Here is a 21,888-nt window from a genome sequence, read left to right on the forward strand (position 1 = left end):
GGCCTCTCACTTGTCCTTCGCGAGTTCGTACGTACGGTCCTTGTCCGGGACCGCGGCGTCCCCGCCCGGCGCCACGAGCGCGAGGCGGACCCGCTGGGCGAACGACTCGGCGTACGTGATGCGCTGGGCGTCGATGGTGGACAGGGCGAAGGTGATGGGGACCGCTTCGGTGACCCGGCGGTCTTTGCTCTTCTCGCCGGGCTGCAGCGAGGTGAGCTCGCCGACGTCGATGACCTTGGCGTTCGTCACGATGATCCTGGACTGGTCGGGGGTGCCCTCCCGCTCGCCCTCGAAGGTGGCGTAGACGTTCACCGTGGCGCCCCGCGTGATCTTGCCGGCGACGCCGGTCGCCGCGTCGATCATGATGGCGACCTCCTGCTGACCGGGCTGGAGGGCGGGCTGGTCGACGATCATGTCGCTCTGCAGCAGCGAGCCCTTCTTCAGCGTCGTCACGGCGATCTTGCCGCGGATCCGGGAGAGGTCGGTGACCGCGTTCTCCGACAGCCAGCGCTCGGGCATCTCGATCTTCTCGAACTGGCCCGCGCCGAGCGCCGTGTACGGCGCCACGTCGCTCTTCACCCGGTACGCGGTGACCTCGGGGCCGACCTTGGACTTCACGTCGTTGACGACGGAGAGCACGCCGGCGAAGGCGCCGAGGGCGCACAGGACCGACAGGATCAGCAGGATGATGCCGCGGCGCTGACGGGAGTTCATGAACCGTGCAACCTCATTGGGGGAATCGGTCGAGCCGGGTCGGATGGCGGGGCGGTCGGCACGGGGCGGGCCTACCCCGTCAACGCGCGTCTGTTTCTCGTGAGTTCTCGGCGGGCGGCCCGGTGTCCCGGGCCGGGACCTGAACGGTTACCCGTGCCGGGCGGGGAGCCGGGGAGCTCGTCGTGAACGGGCGGTGTCGCGGAGCAGAACACGCAGCGGTCGCCGATGACCTCGATGCCGCACCAGTGGCAGGCGCTGCGCCGTACGGAGGTGACGAGCTGGTAGAGGACCGACAGGTCGGGCAGGAACGCGCAGAACTCGGTCACCTTGCCGGTCCCCCACCACTCCGGGGACTCCGCCGGCAACGGCACCTCGCGCACCCCCTGCACCTTCCAGGACGGGGCGAGGGTGCCGGTGATCCAGTCGGGGGCGAGCTGCCCCTTGGCCACGACGAGGGAGGTCCCGAAGTCGGGCCCGGTGAGGGCGGCGCCGGGGGCGATCCGCACCAGCTGCGGCCCGGGATGCGCGACGACGCCGAACTGGCTGCCGGGCATCCACGACTTGGCGTGCGACTTGAGGCCCACGGGCACGCGGTCGAGGCGGGCGACGGAGCCGAGCAGGGCGCCGGCGTGGATGTAGTGGGTGAGCAGCCGGCCCGCGGAGGCGAGGACGCCGGGGCCGAGGTCGCAGGAGGCCAGCTGACGTAACTGGCGGGCCAGCACCGCGAGCCCGAGCGGCGGCAGGGGCGGCCGGAACAGGGCGATCCGGTCGCTCTCCAGCAGGGACCGCACGGTGTGCAGCCGCCGCTCCGCCGCCGGGGACACGCCCTGCGGGGACACCACGATCACATGCCCGTGCTGCTCGACCAGCGCCTGCATCTCACCCAGCACCTGCTCCAGCGGACGCCGGTCGACGTCCTGGAGCACGATCGCGGGCATGGTCCGTTCGTCCTGCGGCGGCAGCGCCAGGCCGGCACCGGTCACGGCAATCGCAGTTGGCACGCGCGGCTCCCCGTCTCCCCTGCCCCTGGACCGGCCGCCACTCCCGCGACCCACCCGGACGACTTCACTGCGTGACTACGTGAGCACTGTATCCACGCGGGTGTGACCGGAGAACAGCGTTTCTGTACCTCAACAGGAACTTACGGGGCACAAGTGACGCCAAAACGGGTCAGATTGAGCAATCCATCCCTCTGCTGCTCACCGGAAGGGGATGTCGAGCCAGGGGCTGTCGGGGGCGGTCGTCAGAATGCGATGGGCGTCGACCATGTCGGTGTACCAGGTACCGAAGTCCTCCTCGTCGAAGTGCAGGCAGCGGCCGAGGATGATCACATCGTCGTTCTGCCGGCCGCAACGCGAGCACGTCACCGAGGGAACAGACGCAGGAGGCTTCCGCCATCACCCGCACCCAGGCGGCCAGTTGGTCTGTACCTACCTCTTGACACCCTCAATTGGTCTGAACCACCGTGGTGCGTCAGCGGTGGCCACCGTCCCGGTACGTGCGTTCCTCCTCCTCCCTTCCCCACTCCCCACCGGAGGCCCCAGTGGAGCCCGTAGAAAGACGGCACGGTCGACGACGGATGCGGGTGCGGACCGCCGCCGGTGCCGTGGCCGCCGCCCTGGCGCTCACCGTCACCGCCGTCGGCCAGGCGTCCGCCGCCGACGTCAACAACGCGAAGAACGCCGGTTTCGAGGCCGGCCTGAGCGGCTGGAGCTGCTCCTCGAACAGCGGCACGGCCGTCACCTCCCCCACGCACTCCGGCACCGCCGCGCTCAGGGCGACGCCGAGCGGGCAGGACAACGCCCGGTGCGCGCAGACGGTCAAGGTGAAGCCCGACTCCACGTACAAGCTGAGCGCGTGGGTGCAGGGCGGGTACGCCTACCTGGGCGTGACCGGCACCGGCACGACCGACGTGTCGACCTGGACACCGGACGCGTCCGCCTGGAAGCAGCTGTCGACGACCTTCACGACGGGCTCCTCGACGACCTCCGTGTCGGTCTACACGCACGGCTGGTACGGGCAGTCGGCGTACCACGTCGACGACGTGTCCGTGTACGGGCCGGACGGGGGCGGCGGCGACCAGGAGCCCGAGCCGACCGTCCCGGCCGCCCCGGCGGGGCTGAGCGTCTCCGGTACGACCGCCTCCTCGGTCTCGCTGGCCTGGAACGCGGTCGCCGGCGCCACCGGCTACAGCATCTACCGCGACGGCACGAAGGTGACGGCCGTGACCGGGACCTCGGCGACCGTGACCGGCCTCGCGGCCTCGACCTCGTACTCCTTCCAGGTCACGGCGACGAACGCGGCCGGCGAGTCCGCCAGGTCCGCGGCCGTGACGGCCCGTACGACGGAGGGCGGCGGCAACGGGGGCGACCTGCCCAAGCACGCCGTCACCGGCTACTGGCAGAACTTCGACAACGGGGCCACCGTCCAGAAGCTCTCGGACGTCTCCCCGCAGTACGACATCATCGCGGTGTCCTTCGCGGACGCCACGGCCACGCCGGGCGCGGTGACCTTCAACCTCGACACCGCCGGGCTGAAGGGCTACACCGTCGACCAGTTCAAGGCGGACATCCGCGCCAAGCAGGCGGCCGGGAAGAAGGTCATCATCTCGGTCGGCGGCGAGAAGGGCACCGTCTCGGTGAACGACTCCGCCTCCGCGACCAACTTCGCGAACTCGGTGTACGCCCTGATGCAGGAGTACGGCTTCGACGGCGTCGACATCGACCTGGAGAACGGCCTCAACCCGACCTACATGACGCAGGCCCTGCGCGCCCTGTCGGCGAAGGCCGGCCCGGACATGATCCTCACCATGGCGCCGCAGACCATCGACATGCAGTCGACGTCCGGTTCGTACTTCCGGACGGCGCTGAACGTGAAGGACATCCTCACCGTCGTCAACATGCAGTACTACAACAGCGGTTCCATGCTGGGCTGCGACGGCAAGGTGTACTCCCAGGGCACGGTCGACTTCCTCACCGCCCTGGCCTGCATCCAGCTGGAGGGCGGCCTCGACCCGTCCCAGGTCGGCCTCGGCCTGCCCGCCTCCCCCCGCGCCGCGGGCGGCGGCTACGTGGCCCCGAGCGTCGTCAACAACGCCCTCGACTGCCTGACCAAGGGCACCAACTGCGGCACCTTCAAGCCGGCGAAGACCTACCCGACCCTGCGCGGTGCGATGACCTGGTCCACCAACTGGGACGCAACGGCCGGCAACGCCTGGTCCGACGCGGTGGGGGCGCACGTACACGCGCTGCCCTAGCCCTCGGCCGCCCCTTCCCTCTTCCCTCCCCGCCCCCCACCAGGCCCCTGCCCGCGACCGACCGCGGGCAGGGGCCTCGGCGCGTGCAGGGCCTCTCCGGGCTCAGTCGCTCTTCGCCAGGTCTCCGAGCTGTGCGACTTGTCCCCACCCTGGCGTCATGAGCACCTTGCGTGAAGAGCTGCACGAGCTGATCGACCGGCTGCCGGAGTCGCAGGTCGCGCCGATACTGGCCCTCGTGCGGGAAAGCGCTCCCGCCGAGGACGGCGGGGGCGGCGGGGGCGAGTGGCCACTGCCCGACTTCGTCGGCGCGCTGTCCAGCGGCAAGGGCGGTCTGGGTGCCCGTTCCGGCGATATCCTCCGTGCGGAGATGGGACGCGAAGCCGAGTGATCACCTGAGACACCGGTGCGCTGGTCGCGGCCGCCATCACCACCCTCGACCGCCGTCACTTCAACGTCGTCCGCCCCGAAGCGCCCTTCTCCTTCGCACTCCTGCCGTAGTCATGATCACGGTCCTGGCGGCCTGAGCCCGGTGGCCGGTCTCAGGCCGGCTTGCGCCACACGGAGATGTGCTTCGTGGAGTCCTGGGTGAACGGGGTCCCGTCCCAGTCCGCGACGCGGCGTTCCAGTTCGAGCCCGGCGATCCGTGCCATCAGGTCGAGCTCCGCCGGCCAGGCGTACCGGTGCCGGGAGTTCTCGCGGCGGTAGCGGCCGTCGTCGTCGCGGGTGAAGTGGTGCGAGACGAGGATCTGCTCGGCCAGGTCGAAGGTGTCGAAGCCGAGATGCCGCTCGGAGACGTCGAACGGCACCGCGACCTGGCCGGGCGGCAGGAACCGCAGCGGCGGCACACCCAGCTCGATGACGAACCGGCCGCCGGGCTCCAGGTGCCGTGCGGCGTTGCGGAAGCACTCGACCTGCTCGTCCTGGGTGAGCAGGTTCGTGATGGTGTTGTAGACGAGGTAGACCAGGGAGAAACCACCGGGGACGACGGTGGTGGCCATGTCCCCGATGACCACCGGGAGCGTCGCCTCGTCGATCTTGCGCCGCAGCACCGCCGCCATGTGCTCGGACAGTTCGATGCCCACCACCGGCACGCCGCGCTCCCGGAGCGGGACGCCCACCCGTCCGGTCCCGATGGCGAACTCCAGTGCCCGGCCGTCCCCGGCGAGCTCGGCGAGGAAGGCGAGGGTCGGTCCGAGAACGGCGGCCGAGGACGCTTCGGCCTCCTCGGCGTCGTAACGGTCGGCGGTCTCACGGGTCCACAGTTCGCTGCTCGTCACGGACGACCACTCTGCCGGGTGCCGAGAGGCACTGTCGACGCTTTTACGCTCCCCGCGGCACAGCGTGCCTCCCCCCACAACTCGTCGGTTTCTTCCCGCGCTTCGACCGGACAGGCCGGAGCAGCCCGATCCCGCCGACGGCCCGGGGCTCGGCCGCCACCACTTCGACGTCACCCGCCCCGAGGCGCCCCGTACGCCGCCGCGCTCGTCCTCGGCAGCGTCGCCCACATGCGGGTGCCGCCGCCCGGTTCCCGCGCCTCGCCGAAGCCCCACGTCCCGTCGCAGGCCCGGCACACGCAGGCCAGGACGCGGAGGGCGGCGCGGCGGCGGGTGTCGCAGGCCGTGGCGAGCCGGGGGTTGGTGTGGCGCGGGTGGCTGTCGTAGACGATCACCCGGAGCGCGGAGAAGCGGTAGCGGAGGGCGAGGTAGAAGTTCTCCGATTCCGTGAACTGGCACGCCACGGCTGTCAGTTCGCCCACCGCTTGCAGCGCCGGGTCCAGCATGTCGTCCAGGCCGTGTGCCGTCAGCATCTCGCGTGACGCCGCCCGTGCCAGGGCGGGGCTCGCCAGGGCGGCGGGGAGCGTGAAGCTGTACGCCAGCGTCTCGGGGACGGGCGGCGTCGGGTCCGCCGGGAAGACCGGGGCGCTCGGGCAGCGGGTTGCGGACACGGGGGCTCCTTCGAGGACGCGGGTGAGGTGATCGGTCGAGCCGGCAGTCGGTGGCTCCGTCGCGCGGGCATGCTGCGCGATGCATCTTCCGACTGCGGTCGGTAGCTTGCTCGTTGCTGAAAGTAGAGCACGGTGGGGTTATGTTGCCCTAGAAATCAGCAACACAAGCACCTCATAGGGTGACGCAGGTCGAGGAGGGGCAGCATGGGCGCGAGGACATCACCGACGGAGCGGCAGAAGAGGCTGGGAGCGGAGATCCGGCGCATGCGCACGGCCGCCGGCATGACTGGCGAGTTCGCCGCCGGACTGCTCGGTGTGGACCGGGGCAAGATCTCCAACATCGAGGCGGGGACACGGGCCATCAGCCCGGAGCGGCTGCGCACTCTGGCCTGCAACTGTGACTGCGACGACGAGGCGTACGTCGACGCCCTGGTGGAGATGGCCGGGAGCAGCGGGCGCGGCTGGTGGGAGAAGTACCGGGGGAGCCTTCCGGCCGGGATGCTCGACATCGCCGAACTGGAGCACCACGCGGTGCGTCTGCGCAGTGTGCACCTGATCCACATGCCCGGGCTCCTCCAGTCCACGGACCACGCGCGGGCCGTCTTCAAGAGCGCGCTGCCCCAGTTGCCCGAGCACGAAGTCGCCCTGCGGCTCGCGCATCGCCTGGAGCGGCAGCGAGTACTGGAGGGGGACTCCCCCACCGAGTACACCGGGGTGATCCATGAGGCGGCCCTGCGTATGCAGTTCGGCGGGCAGAAGGTGGCCCGGGAGCAACTGGAACACCTGCTCGCCCTCTCCGAACTCCCTCATGTGTCGATCAGAGTGCTTCCGTTCGCAGCAGGATCCTTCCCCGGCGCCGGACAGACCGTCGTCTATCTGGAGGGCCCGGTGCCACGACTCGACACCGTGCAGATCGACAGTGCGCACGGGCCGGAATTCCTGCACCACGAGACCCAGTTGTCCAAGTACCGAACTCAGCTCGACTGGATGGAGCGGCATGCTCTGCCGCCCACAGAGTCGTACGACTTCATCCAGGACATCGCCACCCAGTACTGAGGAGCCTCCATGCCTGACATCACCTGGGAAGAACCGTTCTGCGCCGAGGGATCGGCCTGTTTCCGCCTCGGTACCGACGCCGAGGGCAACGCCTACATCGCCATAGCCGGGGACGAGGGCGTCTACCTCACCGACAGCCGGGACGCGTTGCGGCGCATGATCCTCGACATCAAGGCGGGCAAGGCCGACCACCTGCTGTGAAGTCCGTATGAAACATTTCCCCGGGCCCGCCGCATCGATGAGGTGAAGACGGCATCGGACGAGTGCGGGGGACGCGGCGTATGCGGCAGGGACGGGCGGACGAGTACGCCGAGTTCGCGGGGGCGAGGGCGGGGCATCTGTACCGGTCCGCGTGTCTGCTGACCGCCGGGGACACGCACCTGGCCGAGGACCTCGTGCAGGAGACCCTCGGGCGGCTGTACGTCCGCTGGGGGCGCGTGTCGCGGGTGGAGAATCCCGCGGCGTACGCGCAGACCGTCCTCACCCGGGCGTTCCTCGCCCACCGGCGTCGGCGCAGCAGCGGTGAGCGGGCGACGGACGTGTTCCCCGACCTGGCGGGTGCCGCCGACGGGGACGCGCCGCTGCGGCTGACGCTGCTGGACGCGCTGGCGCGGCTGCCCGCCAAGGACCGGGCCGTCATCGTCCTGCGGTACTGGGAGGACCGGTCCGTCGAGCAGACGGCCGACGTGCTGAACGTCAGCTCGGCGGCCGTGCGGACGCGGTGCTCGCGGGCGCTGGGGCGGCTGCGGGAGCTGCTGGGCGAGGACCTCACGGAGTACGCCAGTCCCTGACGGGACCAGCGGGATCCCACGGGAACAGCGGGATCAGCGCGAACAGCGGGTCCGACGCCGTTCCTTCGTCTTTCTCACCTCATCTCACCTTGCCGAAAGGGTGGTTCGCCATGTCCGAGAACGAGCACCGGGATCCCTTCGAGGGCCGGCTGACCGCCGTCCTGCGGGAGACCGGGGACAGTTTCGACGCCGACCGGGCCGCGCTGGCCGCCGGCGGGCAGGCCCGTGGGCGCCGGGCGCGGCTGCGGCGGCGGGCCGGAGTGCTCGGCGGGGCGGCCGGGATCGCCCTGGTCGGGGTCGGCGGGGCGCTGGTCCTGCCGGGCGGGGACGACTCCGCCGGGACGCGGCACAGGTCCGCGGCGGCCATGCCGAACGCCACCTCCGCGAGCCCGTCGTCCGCTCCCGCCTTCTCCGGCGACGACCTCGTCCGGGCGCTGAAGGAACTGCTGCCCGAGGGCGAGGTCAGCCAGGAGTCGGGGCGGGGCGTGGGGCAGGGCGTGGGAGACGGCTCGGGACCGATGGGGGCGCCGGGCGCCCACCTCGTGTTCGACGACGGCAAGGGCGCGGGGGCCGTCGACGTCTCGGTCGGCCGGGTGGAGCCGGGCAGTCCGGCGGCCCGTGAGATGACCACGTGCCCGGACAGGACGCTCGGCGCGTACGACGCCTGCACCACCAGCCGGCTGGCCGACGGGTCGGTGCTCAAGCTGTTCCAGGGCTACGAGTATCCCGACCGGCGGGTGGACACCAAGTGGTGGTCCGCGCAGCTGGTCACGCCCCGGGGGCAGCACGTGACCGCGGGCGCGTGGAACTCGTCGGCGGAGAAGGGCGCCGCCCTCACGCGGGAACAGCCGCCGCTGACCCTGGCGCAGTTGCAGAAGATCGCGACCGCCGACGTGTGGCGCCGGGTCGCCGACGCGATCCCCGAGGACCCGAAGGCGGCCGCCGGGAAGGCCGGGGGCAAGAAGACCGCGCCGGGTTCGGCGAAAGCGGGCCGGGCGTCCGAGGCGTCGGGGGCGGGCATCACCGAGGCGCTCCGGAGGCTGCTGCCCGAGGGGGTCGACGTCGTGGCGAAGAGCGGCCAGGACATGGGGTACGCCGCTCTCGTCGTCGACGACGGCAAGGGCCGCAGCCTCGTCCAGGTCAACGTGCAGCCCGACATGCGGAGCGTCACCCAGGAGCTCTACGGCGACGCCGAGAAGCTTCCCGACGGCACCCTGGTCACCACTTCGCAGAAGCCCGGCGAGAAGAGCGGCGAAGGCGTCGTGATGCGGACCGCGGACACCATGCGGGCCGACGGCCTGCGCGTCGTCGTCAGCGCCTTCAACTCCGAGGCCCAGGACAAGGACGCCACCCGTGACGTCCCCGCGCTGAGCGTGGAGCAGCTGAAGGAGATCGCGCTCAGCCCGGAGTGGGCGCGGGTGCGCTGATCACGTCCGCGATCCCGTCCGCGCCCCCGTCCACCGGGCTCAGAAGAACTCCGACCACGGCTGGTCCCAGACCTGTTTCACGCACAGCACCAGGAACAGCAGGCCGGCCGCGGCGAGCATGCCGTTGCTCAGGGCGCCGTTGCGCCACTCGCGGGGCGTGCGGGCGGAGTTGAGGAGCCAGATCAGGGTGAGGGCGAGGAAGGGCATGAAGGCGGCGCCCAGGACGCCGTAGACGATGATCAGGCGGAAGGGCTGGCCCTGGAAGAGCAGGACGATGGGCGGGAAGGTCAGCCAGAGCAGGTAGGCGCGGAAGGCCCAGGAACGCTCGCGGCGGCCGGAGGCCAGTTCGTCGCCGCGGGCCTCCCGCTCACCGCGCCGGCGGGCCAGGAAGTCGGCGACCATCAGGCTCACGCCGTGCCAGACGCCGATCAGGGAGGTGAAGGAGGTGGCGAAGAAGCCGATCAGGAAGAGCTTGCCGGTCGCGGTGCCGTACCGGTCCTCCAGGATGCCGCCGAGCTGGATCAGGCCCTTGTCGCCGCCGGCGATGGCGATGTTCGCCGAGTGCAGCAGTTCGGCGCCGACGAGGAGCATCGCGATGACGAAGACGCCGGTGGTGGCGTAGGCGACGCGGTTGTCGAGGCGCATGACCTTCATCCAGCCGGTGTCCGTCCAGCCCTTGGCGTTGACCCAGTAGCCGTACGCGGCCAGCGTGATCGTGCCGCCCACGCCGCCGATCAGGCCGAGGGTGTTGAGGACGGAGTCCTCCTCGTCGGGCAGGACGGGCAGCAGGCCGGCGAAGGCGTCGCCCAGGTTGGGCGTGACCCGGACCGCCAGGTAGACCGTCACCACGAACATGATGCCGACCAGGACCGTCATGACCTTCTCGAAGACGGCGTACTTGTTGAACCAGACGAAGACCAGGCCGGCCAGGCCGCAGGCCACGCCCCACCACTCGAGGTCCATCACGTCCGGGAACAGGGCCTGCAGGGGCAGGGCGCTGGACGACATCGCCGCCGCGCCGTAGACGAAGCCCCAGATGGCGACGTAGACCGCGAAGAACCACGTGGTCCAGCGGCCGAGGCTCGCCCAGCCGTCGAAGAGCGTGCGGCCGGTGGCCAGGTGCCAGCGGCCGCACGCCTCGGCGAGGGAGATCTTCACCAGGCAGCCGACGACCGCGGCCCACAGCAGGGTGTAGCCGAAGTTGCTGCCCGCGATGAGGGTGGCGACGAGGTCGCCGGCGCCCACACCGGTCGCGGCGACGACGATGCCGGGGCCGATGAGGCGCCAACTGGACCTACGGGGCGCCGGGCCGGCCCCGGCTCCGTGGGGTGCGCCGGTGTCCCTGGTGTTGCCGGTGGTGTCCGCCATGGGAGTCAAGGAAGCGGAAAGCGGACGGCGGGGCAAGAGGGCGTGCGGGGATCTTCACGCCTTGTGCTTACTCGGCGGTGGCCGCGGCCTTGTCCTCCGCGTCGTCGGTGCCCTCGGCGTCGGCGTCGGTGGCGCCGGGGGCGTCCGCCGTGCCGTCGTCGAAGTAGGCGTCCAGGACCTCGTCCAGGGCGGCGTCCCACTCCTTGAAGCGGCTGCGGGCGGGCGCCTCGATCTCGATGGGGTACCAACGGCGGTCGGGGGTGTGGACGGTGACGGTGTACCGCTTGCCGAAGCGGGCGGTCTCGGTCTCGACGGCGCCGATCTCGTCCCAGCGGAACTCGCACGCCTGGTCGTCGAGGGCGAGCCGTACGCCCCTGTGGTCGGCGACGATGCGGGCGCGGCGGTCGGCGGCCTCGAAGACCGGGCCGTCGGGGGCCGCTTCGGGTTCCTCCTCCGTCTCGGGTTCCTCCAGCGCCTCGGGCTCTTCGGAGGCCGCCTCCTCGGCCGGGGGCGCGGGGGCGTCCTTCGCCGGTGTCACCTCCTCCGGCTCTCCGGAAGGGGGCGGGGTGAGCCCGGGGACGAAGGCCGGGTCGAAACCGGCGCCCTTCACCAAGGGCTCGCCCGGCAGGGGCTGGCTGTTCGACTCTATGCGCTGCTCCACAGCGGGCAGTATGGTCGACGTTCCTGTGCCGGGCACAGCCAGCCCCGTCATCGTTATCGGACGCCTACACGGGCACCCCTTTCATCCGAACGGGCCTGTACGGGCAGCCTCGTACGAGCGGGGCTACACGAACAGGCTCAGCACCGCGGCGACCGCGAAGCCGGCGAGCGACAGCACGCTCTCCAGGACGGTCCACGTCCTGAGGGTGTCCCGCTCACTGATGCCGAAGTACTTGGCGACCATCCAGAAGCCGCCGTCGTTGACGTGCGAGGCGAAGATCGAGCCGGCCGAGATGGCCATGATGACCAGGGCGGTGAACGCCTGGGAGTGGTCCCCCGCGGCGAGCAGCGGTGCCACGATGCCCGCCGTCGTCACGATGGCGACCGTCGCCGAGCCCTGGGCGACCCTCAGCACCAGGGAGATCAGGTAGGACAGGACGATCACCGGCAGGCCGACGTCGTGGAAGGTGTCGGAGAGGGCCTGGGCGACGCCGCTGCCCTTGAGGACGGCGCCGAAGACACCGCCGGCGCCGACGACCAGCAGGATGTTGCCGACCGGCTTCAGCGAGGCCGTGGAGACGGTCTCCAGGGACTTGCGGGACCAGCCGCGCCGGATGCCGAGCAGGTAGTAGGCGAGGAACAGGGCGATGGTCAGGGCGACGAAGGGGTTGCCGAAGAACTCGATCACCGAGCGGGTGGTGGAGGGGTCCAGGGCGATGGAGGAGAAGGTCGCGGCGAGGATGAGGACCAGCGGGGTGCCGATGATGCCGAGGACCGTGCCGAGCGCGACCGGGGTCTCGCGCGGTTCGGCGCCGGCGGCGCGCTGTTCGTCGACGACGGCCCGCCTGGCCTCCTCGGCGGCCTCGACCATGTCCTGCGGCACGGGGACGAAGACGCGGCGGCCGATCCAGGCGGAGAACGCCCAGGCGGCGAGGACGGCCGGGACGCCGCAGACGACGCCCATGAGGATGACCCAGCCGAGGTCGACCTTCAGCAGTCCGGCGGCGGCGACCGGGCCGGGGTGCGGCGGCAGGAAGGCGTGGGTCATCGACAGGCCGGCCAGCAGCGGCAGGCAGTAGAGGAGGACCGACTTGCCGGAGCGCCTGGCGGCGGCGTAGACGATCGGCGCGAGGACGAAGATGCCGACGTCGAAGAAGACGGGGATGCCGAAGATGAGGCCGGTGAGGCCCATCGCGAGGGGGGCGCGCTTCTCGCCGAACAGGCCCAGCAGGCGGGAGGCGAGGACCTGGGCGCCGCCGCTGACCTCGAGGATGGCGCCTAGCATGGTGCCCAGGCCGATGATGATGGCGACGTGACCGAGGATGCCGCCCATGCCGGACTCGATGGTGGAGACGGCGTCGGACTTCTGGACGGTGCCGAAGAGTTCGGTGACCGAGAGGCCGGCGAGCAGGCCGACGGCTATGGAGACGGCGAGCAGGGCGACGAAGGGCTGCAGCCGCACCTTGATGATCAGGAAGAGCAGGAGCGCGATGCCGATCGCGGCGACGGTCAGCAGGCCGGCCGTGCCGTCGATCAGGGTGAGGAGACCGCCGGTGTGGGGCGGGGTCTCGGCGGCGGCGAACTGGAGGGACGTAGGGGACATCCGGGGGTCCTCTGGGTGGGCGCATACAGCTTTCGGGCAGGGAGGAGCGCGGCACGGCGCCCCGGGGGTGGTGGGCGCCGTGCCGTTCGCAGACAGGCGGGGTGGGAGGCCCGGTCAGCCGAGGACGGCCAGGGCGTCGATCTCGATGAGGAGTCCGGCGGGCAGACCGACGTAGACGGTGGTGCGCGCGGCGGGCGGCTGGGTGAGGCCCTGCTCCTCGAAGTACCGGTTGTAGATCTCGTTCATCTCGGCGAAGTGGTCGACGTCGGTGAGGTAGACGCGGATCATCATCACGTCGTCCCAGCTCGCGCCGCCCTCCTCCAGGATCGCCTTGACGTTGGCGAGGGTCTGGAGGGTCTGCTCGCGCAGGGTGGGGCCGGCCGGGGTGGGGGCCTTGCCGTCCTCGTGGGGGAGGAAGCCGACCTGGCCGGCGACCTGGAGGATGTTGCCCTTCCTGACGCCGTGGCTGAACTTCGCCGGGGGGACGGTGTGGGTGGCGGGGGTGAGAGCGATCTTGTCGGTCATGGGGTGACTTCCTTGACTGGGGTCCTGCCGGAGTACTCGCCGCTGATGGCGTCCGCGGTGCGGCGCACGAGCGGGAGCAGGGTGAGGAGTTCGTCGGCGGTGACCACGACGTTCGGTGCGGAGACCGACATCGCGGCGACCACCCGGCCGTCGGCGCCCCTCACGGGCGCGGCGACGCAGTTGATGGACTCCTCGTGGCCGCCGAGGTCGGTGGCCCAGCCCTGTTCGCGCACCTTCGCCAGCTCCGCGAGGAAGGCTTCGGCGTTCGGTGTCGAACGGGACGTGTAGAGGGGGTAGTCGAGCTTCTCCGCGACGGCGCGGCGCTCGTGCTCGGGGAGGTCGGCGAGCAGCAGTTTGGCCACGGCCGCGACGGTGAGGGCGACGGGCTTGCCGATCCGGGAGTACATGCGGACCGGGTAGCGGCTGTCGACCTTGTCGATGTAGAGGACCTCGTCGTCCTCGTGGACGGCGAGGTGGACGGTGTGTCCGGTCTGCTCGTTGAGGCGTACGAGGTGGGGGTGGGCGATCTCGCGGACGTCCAGGTTCTCCATCGCCTCCTGGGCGAGGGCGATGAGGCGGGCGCCGAGGCGGTAGCGCTGGTCGGACTGGCGGTAGACGAAGCCGTGTTCGTGGAGGGTGCGCAGCAGGCGCAGGGCCGTGGACTTGTGGACGCCGAGGCGGTCGGCGACCCGGCCGAGGTCGGCGGGGCCCTCGGCGAGCAGCGGCAGGATGCTGAGCGCGCGGTCGACGGTCTGGCTCATGGTGTGCGTACCTCCTCCTCGGCCCTCGCGCCGGCCTGTGTCCAGCCGGGGCCGAGTCGCAGTCTCCCCCACGCGTCGTCGTCGAGGGCGGCGAGGCGGTCGGCGTGTGCGCGTGCCGGGGGTGCGGCGAGGTCGCCGGGGACGGTGAGGGCGGCGGCGGCCATGAGGTGGCCGTGGCGCAGGCTCTCGCGCACGGGCAGCCCGCGCAGGGTGGCGGAGAGGAATCCGGCGGCGAAGGCGTCGCCCGCGCCGACGGCGGCGACGACGTCGACGGTGAGGGCGGGCACGAAGACGGCGGTGCCGTCGGCGTCCTCGCCCTCGGCGGTGGACCGGCCGAGGGCGACCGCGCCGCCCCGGCCCTGCTTGACCACCACGAGTCCGGGCTCGGGCAGCGCGTCCCGCACGGCCCGGGCACCGTGCAGGCCCCAGGCGTCCCGTGCCTCGTCGTCGCCGACGAAGACGATGTCGGCGCCCCGGGCCAGTTCGAGGAGCACCTCGGGGCCGTTCGCGGCGTCGCGCCACAGGCCCGGGCGGTGGTTGACGTCGAAGGAGAGCAGGGGGCGGCCGGGGCGGCGGGCGGTCAGGGCGCGCATCAGGTCCAGGCAGTCGGCGGAGAGCGCGGCGGTGATGCCGGACAGGTGCAGGACGCGGCCGGCGTGGACCGCGTCGAGGTCCACGGTGGCGGGCGACATCGCGGAGGCCGCCGATCCGGCCCGGTAGTACGCCACCTCGTGGGCGTCGGTGGCGCGGTCGCCGGCGGTGCGGAAGTAGACGCCGGTGGGGCGGGCGGGGTCGCGGCGGACGGCACGGACGTCGACACCGTAGGAGCCGATGGCCTCGATCAGGTGGTCGCCGAAGCCGTCCGCGCCGACCGCGCCGACCCAGCGGGCGGTGTGTCCGGCGGCGGCCAGCACGCAGGCGACGTTGGACTCGGCGCCGCCGATGGCGCGGTCGAAGGAGGGGACGTCGGCGAGGCGGCCGGGGCGGGAGGGGAGGAAGGTGACCATGGACTCGCCGAGCGCGACCACGTCCACCACGTCCACCACTTCCACGGCGTCGGAGGCGGTGCTGCTGGGTCCGGTGGCGGTCACGATGGTGGGGCTCCTTGCGCTGTCGCGGGCGGGGGCACCGTTGACCCCGCGTCGGCCGAGATGTTAGACAGCAGAGAGCGATATACGCAACGATCGTTGCAGAGAATGCAACACCCCATCCCAGGGAGGCTCCATGGCCCTCGCCCCCGGCACCGGTGCCGGTACCGGCACCGGCACCGAAGCCCTCGCCCGTCTGGCCGAGGAGCACGTCGACCACCGCTTCAAGGGCCTCCCGCCGGACGCGTACGGCCTGACCGTCGCCGAGCTGGCCGCCCAGCGCCGCAACCTCTTCACCGGCGGCTTCACCACCCCCGTGCTCGCCCTGTCCGCCGAGCGCCTGGAGCACAACCTGAAGCTGATGGAGACGTACGCCGCCCGGCACGGCCTCGCCTTCGCGCCGCACGGCAAGACCTCCATGGCCCCGCAGCTCTTCCACCGCCAGATCGCGCACGGCGCCTGGGGCATCACCCTCGCCGTGCCGCACCAGGTACGGGTGGCCCGCGCCTTCGGCGTCCAGCGGATCTTCCTGGCCAACGAGCTGGTCGACGCCGCCGCCCTCCGCTGGATCTCCTCCGAGCTGGACGCCGACCCGGACTTCCGCTTCGTCTGCTACGTCGACTCCGTGCGCGGGGTCGAGCTGATGGACGCGGCGCTGACGGAGGCGGGCGCCTCCCGCCCGGTGGACGTCGTGGTGGAGCTGGCCGCCGGCGAGGGCGCCCGGACCGGCGTGCGCACGGAGGCGGAGTGCGCGGCGGTCGCCGACGCGGTGGCCGCCGCGCCGACGCTGCGGCCGGCCGGTGTCGCCGGGTACGAGGGCGAGGTGCCGGACGCCGACCCGGAGCGGGTGCGTGCCTGGCTGCGGCGGCTGGTCGCGCTCGCCGTCGACTTCGACGAGGCAGGGCGGTTCGACGGGCTGGAGGAGATCGTGGTGAGCGCGGGCGGCAGCGCCTGGTTCGACGCGGTCGCCGACGTGTTCGCCGAGATCCCGGAGCTCTCCCTGCCGGTGCTGAAGCTGCTGCGCTCGGGCGCCTACGTCTCCCACGACGACGGGCACTACCGCGAGCTGACCCCCTTCAACCGGGTCCCCGAGGAGGGCGCCCTGGAGCCCGCCTTCCGGCTGTGGTCCCAGGTCGTCTCCCGCCCCTCCCCCGCGCAGGCGTTCACCAACGCGGGCAAGCGGGACGCCGCCTACGACCTCCACCTGCCCTTCGCCCAGGTCGTGCGCCCCGCGGACGGCGGCCCGGAGCGCCCGGCGACCGGCATCGAGGTGACCGGCCTGTCCGACCAGCACGCCTGGCTGACCACCGCCCCCGGGGCGGACCTGGAGGTCGGCGACTGGGTCGGCATGGGCCTGTCCCACCCCTGCACGTCCTTCGACAAGTGGCAGCTCGTCCCGGTCGCCGAGGCCGACGGGACCGTCGTCGACTGCATCCGCACGTTCTTCTGATCCTCTGGGAGGAGGCCCCGGTGGAAGAGCTGGTCATCCGGGACGCCGAGGTCGCCGACGGCACCGGCGAGCCCTCGTACCGCGCCGACGTGGTCGTCGACGGCGGCCGGATCGTCTCGATCGTCAAGGAGGCGGCGGCCGCCGGCTGCCAGCGCCCGAGGGCACGCCGGGAACTGGACGCCGAGGGCCTGGTCCTGGCCCCCGGCTTCATCGACATGCACGCCCACAGCGACCTGGCCCTGCTGCGCGACCCCGACCACAGCGCCAAGGCCGCCCAGGGCGTCACCCTGGAGGTCCTCGGCCAGGACGGGCTGTCGTACGCCCCGGTCGACGACCGCACCCTCGGCGAGGTGCGCCGCGCCATCGCCGGGTGGAACGGCCCCGGCGACGACGTCGACTTCGACTGGCGGTCGGTCGGCGAGTACCTGGACCGCCTCGACCGCGGCATCGCCGTCAACGCCGCCTATCTGATCCCGCAGGGCACGGTCCGCGCCCTCGCCGTCGGCTGGGAGGACCGGGAGGCGACCGACGCCGAGCTCGAGCACATGCGCCGGCTGGTCGCCGAGGGCATGGAGCAGGGCGCGGTCGGCATGTCTTCCGGGCTGACCTACACGCCGGGCATGTACGCGAAGGACGCCGAACTGACCGAGCTGTGCCGGGTGGTGGCCTCCTACGGCGGCTACTACTGCCCGCACCACCGCTCGTACGGGGCGGGGGCGCTCGAGGCGTACGAGGAGATGGTGGAGCTGACCCGCGAGGCCGGCTGCCCGCTCCATCTCGCCCACGCCACCATGAACTTCGGCGTGAACAAGGGCCGCGCGCCCGAGCTGCTGACCCTGCTGGACGACGCGCTGGCCGCCGGCGCCGACATCACCCTCGACACCTACCCCTACACCCCCGGCTGCACCACCCTCGCGGCACTGCTGCCGAGCTGGGCGAGCGAGGGCGGCCCGGAGGCGGTCCTGCGGCGCCTCGCCGACGACGACACCGCCGAGCGCGTCCGCCACCACCTGGAGGTGACCGGCTCCGACGGCTGCCACGGGGTGCCCGTGGAGTGGGAGACCATCGAGATCTCCGGCGTGAACGACCCGGCCCTGGCCGAGTACGTCGGCCGTACGGTCCTGGAGTCGGCCGGGCTGCGCGGCGAGACCCCGTGGACGGTCGCCCGCCGCCTCCTCCTCGCCGACCGGCTGGCCCCGACGATCCTCCAGCACGTCGGCCACGAGGAGAACGTCCGCGCGATCATGCGCCACCGCGTCCACACCGGCGGCTCGGACGGCATCCTCCAGGGCAGCAAGCCGCACCCGCGCGCCTACGGCACCTTCCCGCACTACCTCGGCCGCTACGTCCGCGAGCTGGGCGTGCTGTCGCTGGAGGAGTGCGTGGCGCACCTCACCGGGCGCCCGGCGGCCCGGCTGCGGCTGCCGGACCGGGGCAGGATCCGCGAGGGGTACCGGGCCGACCTGGTCCTCTTCGACCCGGCGACGGTCGCGGCCGGCAGCACGTACGAGGAGCCGCGCCGGCTTCCGACGGGCATCCCGTACGTGCTGGTCGACGGCCGCTTCGTCATCGAGGACGGCCGGCGCACGGACGTCCTGGCGGGCCGGTCGGTACGCCGGACACCGCGCTGAGCGACCGGGCCGCCGGTCCGGTCACCGCACCGGCTGTCGGCCCGGTCACCGCACCGGCGGCCGGGGAAAATCCCGGCAAACCCTGCCTCCCACGTGGCGGACGACACGGCGCGCGGGGCGGCGTCGGGCCGTAAGCTCGCGGGCATGCAGGTGATCCAGTCGACCAAGCTCGCCAACGTCTGTTACGAGATCCGGGGCCCGGTGCTCGAGGAGGCGATGCGGCTGGAGGCGGCCGGCCACCGCATCCTCAAGCTGAACACGGGCAACCCGGCGGCCTTCGGCTTCGAGTGCCCGCCCGAGATCCTCGAGGACATCCTCCGCAACGTCTCCACGGCCCACGGCTACGGCGACGCGAAGGGCCTGCTGGCCGCGCGCCGGGCCGTCGTCATGCACAACCAGACCCTCGGCATCGAGACCGACGTCGAGCACGTCTTCATCGGCAACGGCGTCTCCGAGCTGATCGTGATGGCGATGCAGGGGCTGCTGGACGACGGTGACGAGGTCCTCGTCCCGGCGCCGGACTACCCGCTGTGGACGGCGGCCGTCTCCCTGTCCGGCGGCACCGCGGTGCACTACCGCTGCGACGAGCAGTCCGACTGGATGCCGGACCTCGCCGACGTGGAGCGCAAGGTCACCGACCGCACCAAGGCGATCGTGATCATCAACCCGAACAACCCGACGGGCGCGGTGTACGACGAGGAGGTGCTGCGCGGCCTCACCGACATCGCGCGCCGGCACAACCTGCTGGTCTGCTCCGACGAGATCTACGACAAGATCCTCTACGACGACGCGGTGCACACCCCGACCGCCGCGATCGCCCCCGACCTGCTCACCCTCACCTTCAACGGCATGTCGAAGGCGTACCGGGTGGCCGGCTACCGGGTCGGCTGGATGTCGGTGTCGGGGCCGCGCGCGCACGCCGAGTCGTACATCGAGGGCCTGACGATCCTGGCGAACATGCGGCTGTGCGCCAACATGCCGGGCCAGCACGGCGTGGTCGCCGCGCTCGGCGGACGGCAGACGATCAAGGACCTGGTGCTGCCCGGCGGGCGGCTGCGCGAGCAGCGGGACGCGGCGCACGAGGCGCTGACCAGCATCCCGGGCGTGACCTGCGTGAAGCCGAAGGGGGCGCTGTACCTCTTCCCGCGGCTCGACCCCAAGGTCTTCAGGATCAAGGACGACCGGCAGATGGTCCTGGACCTGCTGCGCCAGGAGAAGATCATGGTCGTCCAGGGCACCGGCTTCAACTGGCCCGAACCCGACCACTTCCGTGTGGTGACCCTGCCGACGGCCACGGACCTGCGGGACGCGGTGGGACGGATCGGGAACTTCCTGGACGGCTACGGCCAGCCCTGACCGTCACCGCCCGCATACACGGAGTACTGTTTTACGACCGGCTCAACTTTAGATTGATTCCAATGTAGGATGGTTTCCTGTAAGCGTTCAGGAGGCCGTCCCATGTACGAACCGATCCGCGGCAAGTCGGTCCACAGCACGATGGCCGGCAGCCCCTCGGACTTCCCCCACCGGTCCCGTGAGGAGGAGCTGAACATCCAGCTCGCGGGCCACCTCGCCGCCCTGCTCGCCGCCACGGACGAGCTGCGCGCGCTGGCGCCCTCCGAAGAACTGGACACCGCGGCCGGCCGGCTCGCCGAGCAGGTCACCCGGCTGCGGGGAGGACAGGCGCCGGCCCGCATGCCGGTGACCGCCGCGCCGTCCGAGCCGTACCTGGCGGCCCTGCACCGCCGGGCGCACACCCTGGCGGGCCGCGCCCTCGTGGTCGCCGCCTCCCGCGCCGACACGGCGGCCGCGATCCTGGCCGCCGAGCGCATGGACGCCCACGCCGCGGCCCTGGAGCCGCGCGAGCTGGCGTCCCGCTGAGCCCACCGGGCTCCCCCTGACGGCCCCGGTCCGCGCGCACCCGCAGCGACGCGCGGACCGGGCGCCCTTCTTCACTCCATGCGGCCGGCCCGCCCTGCCCTCCCTGCCCCCCTTGACGGTCAGGAGCCGTGGTACAGCCGTTGCAGGTCGACGAGGATCACCTCGCCCCGCTTCTCGGCGGCTCGCAGTTCCGGGGCGAAGCCGGCGCCGCTGTAGCAGGCGGGTCTGGCGTGGCTGGTGTCCACGCCCCGCGACTCCAGCAGGTCCAGCATGCGGCGCAGCCGCTGGAGATGCCCGAGGTCCATGACCTTGTGCCATTTGGCCTCGCCGACGGAGAGCAGGATGCCCTGGTCCTGACCGATCGCTCCGTGCACGACGACATCGGCCTCGAGGGAGGTCCGGCTGACCGGGTCGGCGACGGTCCCGGCGGCGACCTGGATCGGCATGCCCCCGAACGTCGCGGGGTCCGCGTGCCACTCGACCCATTCCCGGCACAGTCGCTCGAAGTGAGGACCGACGACCTTGCTGAGGAACGTGGGCCTGCTGTACTTCCACATCGTGGCCGCTCCCCGGCGACGGCTGAGCAGAGCCGTCTCGGGGCGTACGACGGCGTGGTGGAAGGTGATCAGCGGTTCCGCGACGTGGTAGGTGGTGCGGTTGGCACGGAAGGCATCGGGCTCCGCGGTCAGCAGGCCGCAGCTCCTCAGGACGGTCAGCGGCAGTGAGATGTCCGTGGCCTTGCGGCCCACCGCGCTCGCGATGCCGCCACTGGTGCGGTTGCCGCCGGCGACCGCGGCCAGGACCGAATGGTACAGCGAGCGGTTGCGCAAGTCCGGTTCGGCGGCCAGCAGGTAGGGCGCCTCGCCGTGGATCGGGCGTGCGGGGTTGAGTACGGTCCGGCAGACCCAGGCGTCGAAGTCGTCGGGGCCGTCGGGTACGTCGTCGTCGACGAACTCCCGGCGGTACGCGGGGGTGCCGCCGACGATCGCGTGGACGAGGACTGCCAGCCGCTGGTCCTGGATGCCCCAGAACTCGGCGGCCTGGCGGAAGCCGAGTGAGTGGACCACGAGGTCGAGCCCTGCCCGGCCGTAGAGCGGGGAGGCGCCGGAGAGTAGCCCGCCCATGAACGACATCGCGCTGCCGCACAGCAGAATCCGGGGACGCTCCGCGCGGTGGCGCTCGGATCGCACCCCGAGGGCGGCCTGCAATTGGGACGGAAGAGCGGGGGCGTTCCGGACCAGGTAGGGGAACTCGTCGATCACCACGGGCAACGGCCGGTGCGCGGCGAGCGAGAAGAGCATGTCCAGTGCCTCGTCCCAGCTCTCCGGCCTGGGCGGGACGGTGACGCCGGTGAAGCGTGCGACCGCCTCTCCCAGCAGGCGCAGGGACTCGGCGGCCGAAGCCTCGACCGCGGCGTAGTAGAAGCCGTCAGTGGCGTCGGCCAGCGCCTGGAGCAGGAAACTCTTGCCCTGCCTGCGTCGGCCGGACACCACCCCGAGCCGGGGTCCCGCGCCTTCGTTGGCCGCGAAGGCGGTCAGCTCGCTCCACTCCCACTCCCGGTCGAACATGTCCGGCGGTCTCGGTAAACCGCGTGCTGCGGGCCGGGCCATGGCACCTCCCTGCTCTTAGAGACGTATCTCTTAGGAGTACGCCTCTAAGAACGAAGAGGGGTGCGTATCGGTTACGCGCGCACGGACACCTGCCCCTGGGAACGCCGAAGGGCCGGGTCCTC

At 71.8% G+C, this 21,888-nt stretch carries 21 protein-coding genes and 1 pseudogene; 10 read left to right on the top strand and 12 right to left on the bottom strand.

All coding sequences use genetic code 11. The features are described 5' to 3' along the window. Positions 1 to 6: 6 nt before the first annotated feature. From cpaB to ACFYOJ_RS03780, 3 genes and pseudogenes are all read right to left on the bottom strand, one after another. Complete coding sequence (gene cpaB / locus ACFYOJ_RS03770; RefSeq protein WP_356550682.1) at positions 7 to 714, bottom strand: Flp pilus assembly protein CpaB; 708 nt, start codon at positions 712 to 714, stop codon at positions 7 to 9. Between the two features lie 71 nt (positions 715 to 785). After that, positions 786 to 1,715, bottom strand: coding sequence for a hypothetical protein (locus tag ACFYOJ_RS03775; protein WP_356550683.1), 930 nt, complete (start codon positions 1,713 to 1,715; stop codon positions 786 to 788). 198 nt (positions 1,716 to 1,913) lie between these two features. Then, a pseudogene (locus ACFYOJ_RS03780) lies at positions 1,914 to 2,039 on the bottom strand (DUF1266 domain-containing protein); the annotation flags it as partial. 254 nt (positions 2,040 to 2,293) lie between these two features. Between ACFYOJ_RS03780 and ACFYOJ_RS03785 the strand changes: the two are divergent. Both ACFYOJ_RS03785 and ACFYOJ_RS03790 read left to right on the top strand, forming a co-directional pair. Beyond that, on the top strand, positions 2,294 to 3,970 hold the full coding sequence (locus ACFYOJ_RS03785; RefSeq protein WP_356550685.1) for a glycosyl hydrolase family 18 protein: 1,677 nt from the start codon (positions 2,294 to 2,296) through the stop codon (positions 3,968 to 3,970). A 157-nt stretch (positions 3,971 to 4,127) separates the two neighbouring features. Next, on the top strand, positions 4,128 to 4,358 hold the full coding sequence (locus ACFYOJ_RS03790; RefSeq protein ID WP_356550687.1) for a hypothetical protein: 231 nt from the start codon (positions 4,128 to 4,130) through the stop codon (positions 4,356 to 4,358). A gap of 151 nt (positions 4,359 to 4,509) precedes the next feature. Here ACFYOJ_RS03790 and ACFYOJ_RS03795 read toward each other — a convergent pair whose 3' ends face one another. Both ACFYOJ_RS03795 and ACFYOJ_RS03800 read right to left on the bottom strand, forming a co-directional pair. Next, complete coding sequence (locus tag ACFYOJ_RS03795) at positions 4,510 to 5,247, bottom strand: class I SAM-dependent methyltransferase (RefSeq protein ID WP_356550689.1); 738 nt, start codon at positions 5,245 to 5,247, stop codon at positions 4,510 to 4,512. Between the two features lie 170 nt (positions 5,248 to 5,417). Beyond that, entirely contained in the window at positions 5,418 to 5,915 is a 498-nt protein-coding gene (locus ACFYOJ_RS03800) for an ATP-binding protein (RefSeq protein ID WP_356550691.1), read from the bottom strand. A 204-nt stretch (positions 5,916 to 6,119) separates the two neighbouring features. Between ACFYOJ_RS03800 and ACFYOJ_RS03805 the strand changes: the two genes are divergently transcribed. From ACFYOJ_RS03805 to ACFYOJ_RS03820, 4 genes are all read left to right on the top strand, one after another. Beyond that, entirely contained in the window at positions 6,120 to 6,971 is an 852-nt protein-coding gene (locus ACFYOJ_RS03805; protein WP_356550693.1) for a helix-turn-helix transcriptional regulator, read from the top strand. A gap of 9 nt (positions 6,972 to 6,980) precedes the next feature. Further along, positions 6,981 to 7,172, top strand: coding sequence for a hypothetical protein (locus ACFYOJ_RS03810; protein ID WP_356550694.1), 192 nt, complete (start codon positions 6,981 to 6,983; stop codon positions 7,170 to 7,172). An 80-nt stretch (positions 7,173 to 7,252) separates the two neighbouring features. Further along, on the top strand, positions 7,253 to 7,762 hold the full coding sequence (locus ACFYOJ_RS03815; protein WP_356550695.1) for a SigE family RNA polymerase sigma factor: 510 nt from the start codon (positions 7,253 to 7,255) through the stop codon (positions 7,760 to 7,762). A gap of 110 nt (positions 7,763 to 7,872) precedes the next feature. Beyond that, entirely contained in the window at positions 7,873 to 9,189 is a 1,317-nt protein-coding gene (locus ACFYOJ_RS03820; protein ID WP_356550696.1) for a hypothetical protein, read from the top strand. A gap of 39 nt (positions 9,190 to 9,228) precedes the next feature. Here the strand turns inward: ACFYOJ_RS03820 and ACFYOJ_RS03825 are convergent, their stop codons facing one another. From ACFYOJ_RS03825 to ACFYOJ_RS03850, 6 genes are all read right to left on the bottom strand, one after another. After that, complete coding sequence (locus ACFYOJ_RS03825; protein ID WP_356550698.1) at positions 9,229 to 10,557, bottom strand: Nramp family divalent metal transporter; 1,329 nt, start codon at positions 10,555 to 10,557, stop codon at positions 9,229 to 9,231. Positions 10,558 to 10,624: 67 nt separating this feature from the next. Continuing rightward, the gene (locus ACFYOJ_RS03830; protein ID WP_356550699.1) at positions 10,625 to 11,218 is read right to left on the bottom strand and encodes a hypothetical protein; all 594 of its coding nucleotides are present in this window, start codon (positions 11,216 to 11,218) and stop codon (positions 10,625 to 10,627) included. A gap of 123 nt (positions 11,219 to 11,341) precedes the next feature. Then, on the bottom strand, positions 11,342 to 12,820 hold the full coding sequence (locus ACFYOJ_RS03835) for a gluconate:H+ symporter (RefSeq protein WP_356550700.1): 1,479 nt from the start codon (positions 12,818 to 12,820) through the stop codon (positions 11,342 to 11,344). Positions 12,821 to 12,934: 114 nt separating this feature from the next. Further along, complete coding sequence (locus ACFYOJ_RS03840; protein ID WP_356550702.1) at positions 12,935 to 13,345, bottom strand: RidA family protein; 411 nt, start codon at positions 13,343 to 13,345, stop codon at positions 12,935 to 12,937. Continuing rightward, positions 13,342 to 14,106, bottom strand: a complete 765-nt coding sequence (locus ACFYOJ_RS03845) for an IclR family transcriptional regulator (RefSeq protein WP_356550704.1) — start codon at positions 14,104 to 14,106, stop codon at positions 13,342 to 13,344. Before ACFYOJ_RS03845 ends, ACFYOJ_RS03840 begins: the two co-directional genes overlap by 4 nt. Next, positions 14,103 to 15,197, bottom strand: coding sequence for a sugar kinase (locus ACFYOJ_RS03850; protein WP_356550705.1), 1,095 nt, complete (start codon positions 15,195 to 15,197; stop codon positions 14,103 to 14,105). The genes ACFYOJ_RS03845 and ACFYOJ_RS03850 overlap by 4 nt, the downstream gene beginning before the upstream one ends. 133 nt (positions 15,198 to 15,330) lie before the next feature. On the opposite strand from ACFYOJ_RS03850, the gene ACFYOJ_RS03855 reads away from it, so the two are divergent. The 4 genes from ACFYOJ_RS03855 (at position 15,331) to ACFYOJ_RS03870 (ending at position 20,156) form a co-directional block, all read left to right on the top strand. Further along, on the top strand, positions 15,331 to 16,644 hold the full coding sequence (locus tag ACFYOJ_RS03855) for an amino acid deaminase (RefSeq protein ID WP_356550706.1): 1,314 nt from the start codon (positions 15,331 to 15,333) through the stop codon (positions 16,642 to 16,644). 20 nt (positions 16,645 to 16,664) lie between these two features. Further along, on the top strand, positions 16,665 to 18,275 hold the full coding sequence (locus ACFYOJ_RS03860) for a D-aminoacylase (protein ID WP_356550708.1): 1,611 nt from the start codon (positions 16,665 to 16,667) through the stop codon (positions 18,273 to 18,275). Between the two features lie 144 nt (positions 18,276 to 18,419). Beyond that, on the top strand, positions 18,420 to 19,631 hold the full coding sequence (locus ACFYOJ_RS03865; RefSeq protein WP_356550710.1) for a pyridoxal phosphate-dependent aminotransferase: 1,212 nt from the start codon (positions 18,420 to 18,422) through the stop codon (positions 19,629 to 19,631). 102 nt (positions 19,632 to 19,733) lie between these two features. Further along, entirely contained in the window at positions 19,734 to 20,156 is a 423-nt protein-coding gene (locus ACFYOJ_RS03870) for a hypothetical protein (RefSeq protein WP_356550712.1), read from the top strand. A gap of 119 nt (positions 20,157 to 20,275) precedes the next feature. Here ACFYOJ_RS03870 and ACFYOJ_RS03875 read toward each other — a convergent pair whose 3' ends face one another. Continuing rightward, complete coding sequence (locus ACFYOJ_RS03875) at positions 20,276 to 21,724, bottom strand: ATP-binding protein (RefSeq protein WP_356550713.1); 1,449 nt, start codon at positions 21,722 to 21,724, stop codon at positions 20,276 to 20,278. Between the last annotated feature and the right edge of the window lie 164 nt (positions 21,725 to 21,888).

Origin of the sequence: Streptomyces sp. NPDC006384, assembly GCF_042870695.1 — a bacterium.
GTDB lineage: Bacteria > Actinomycetota > Actinomycetes > Streptomycetales > Streptomycetaceae > Streptomyces.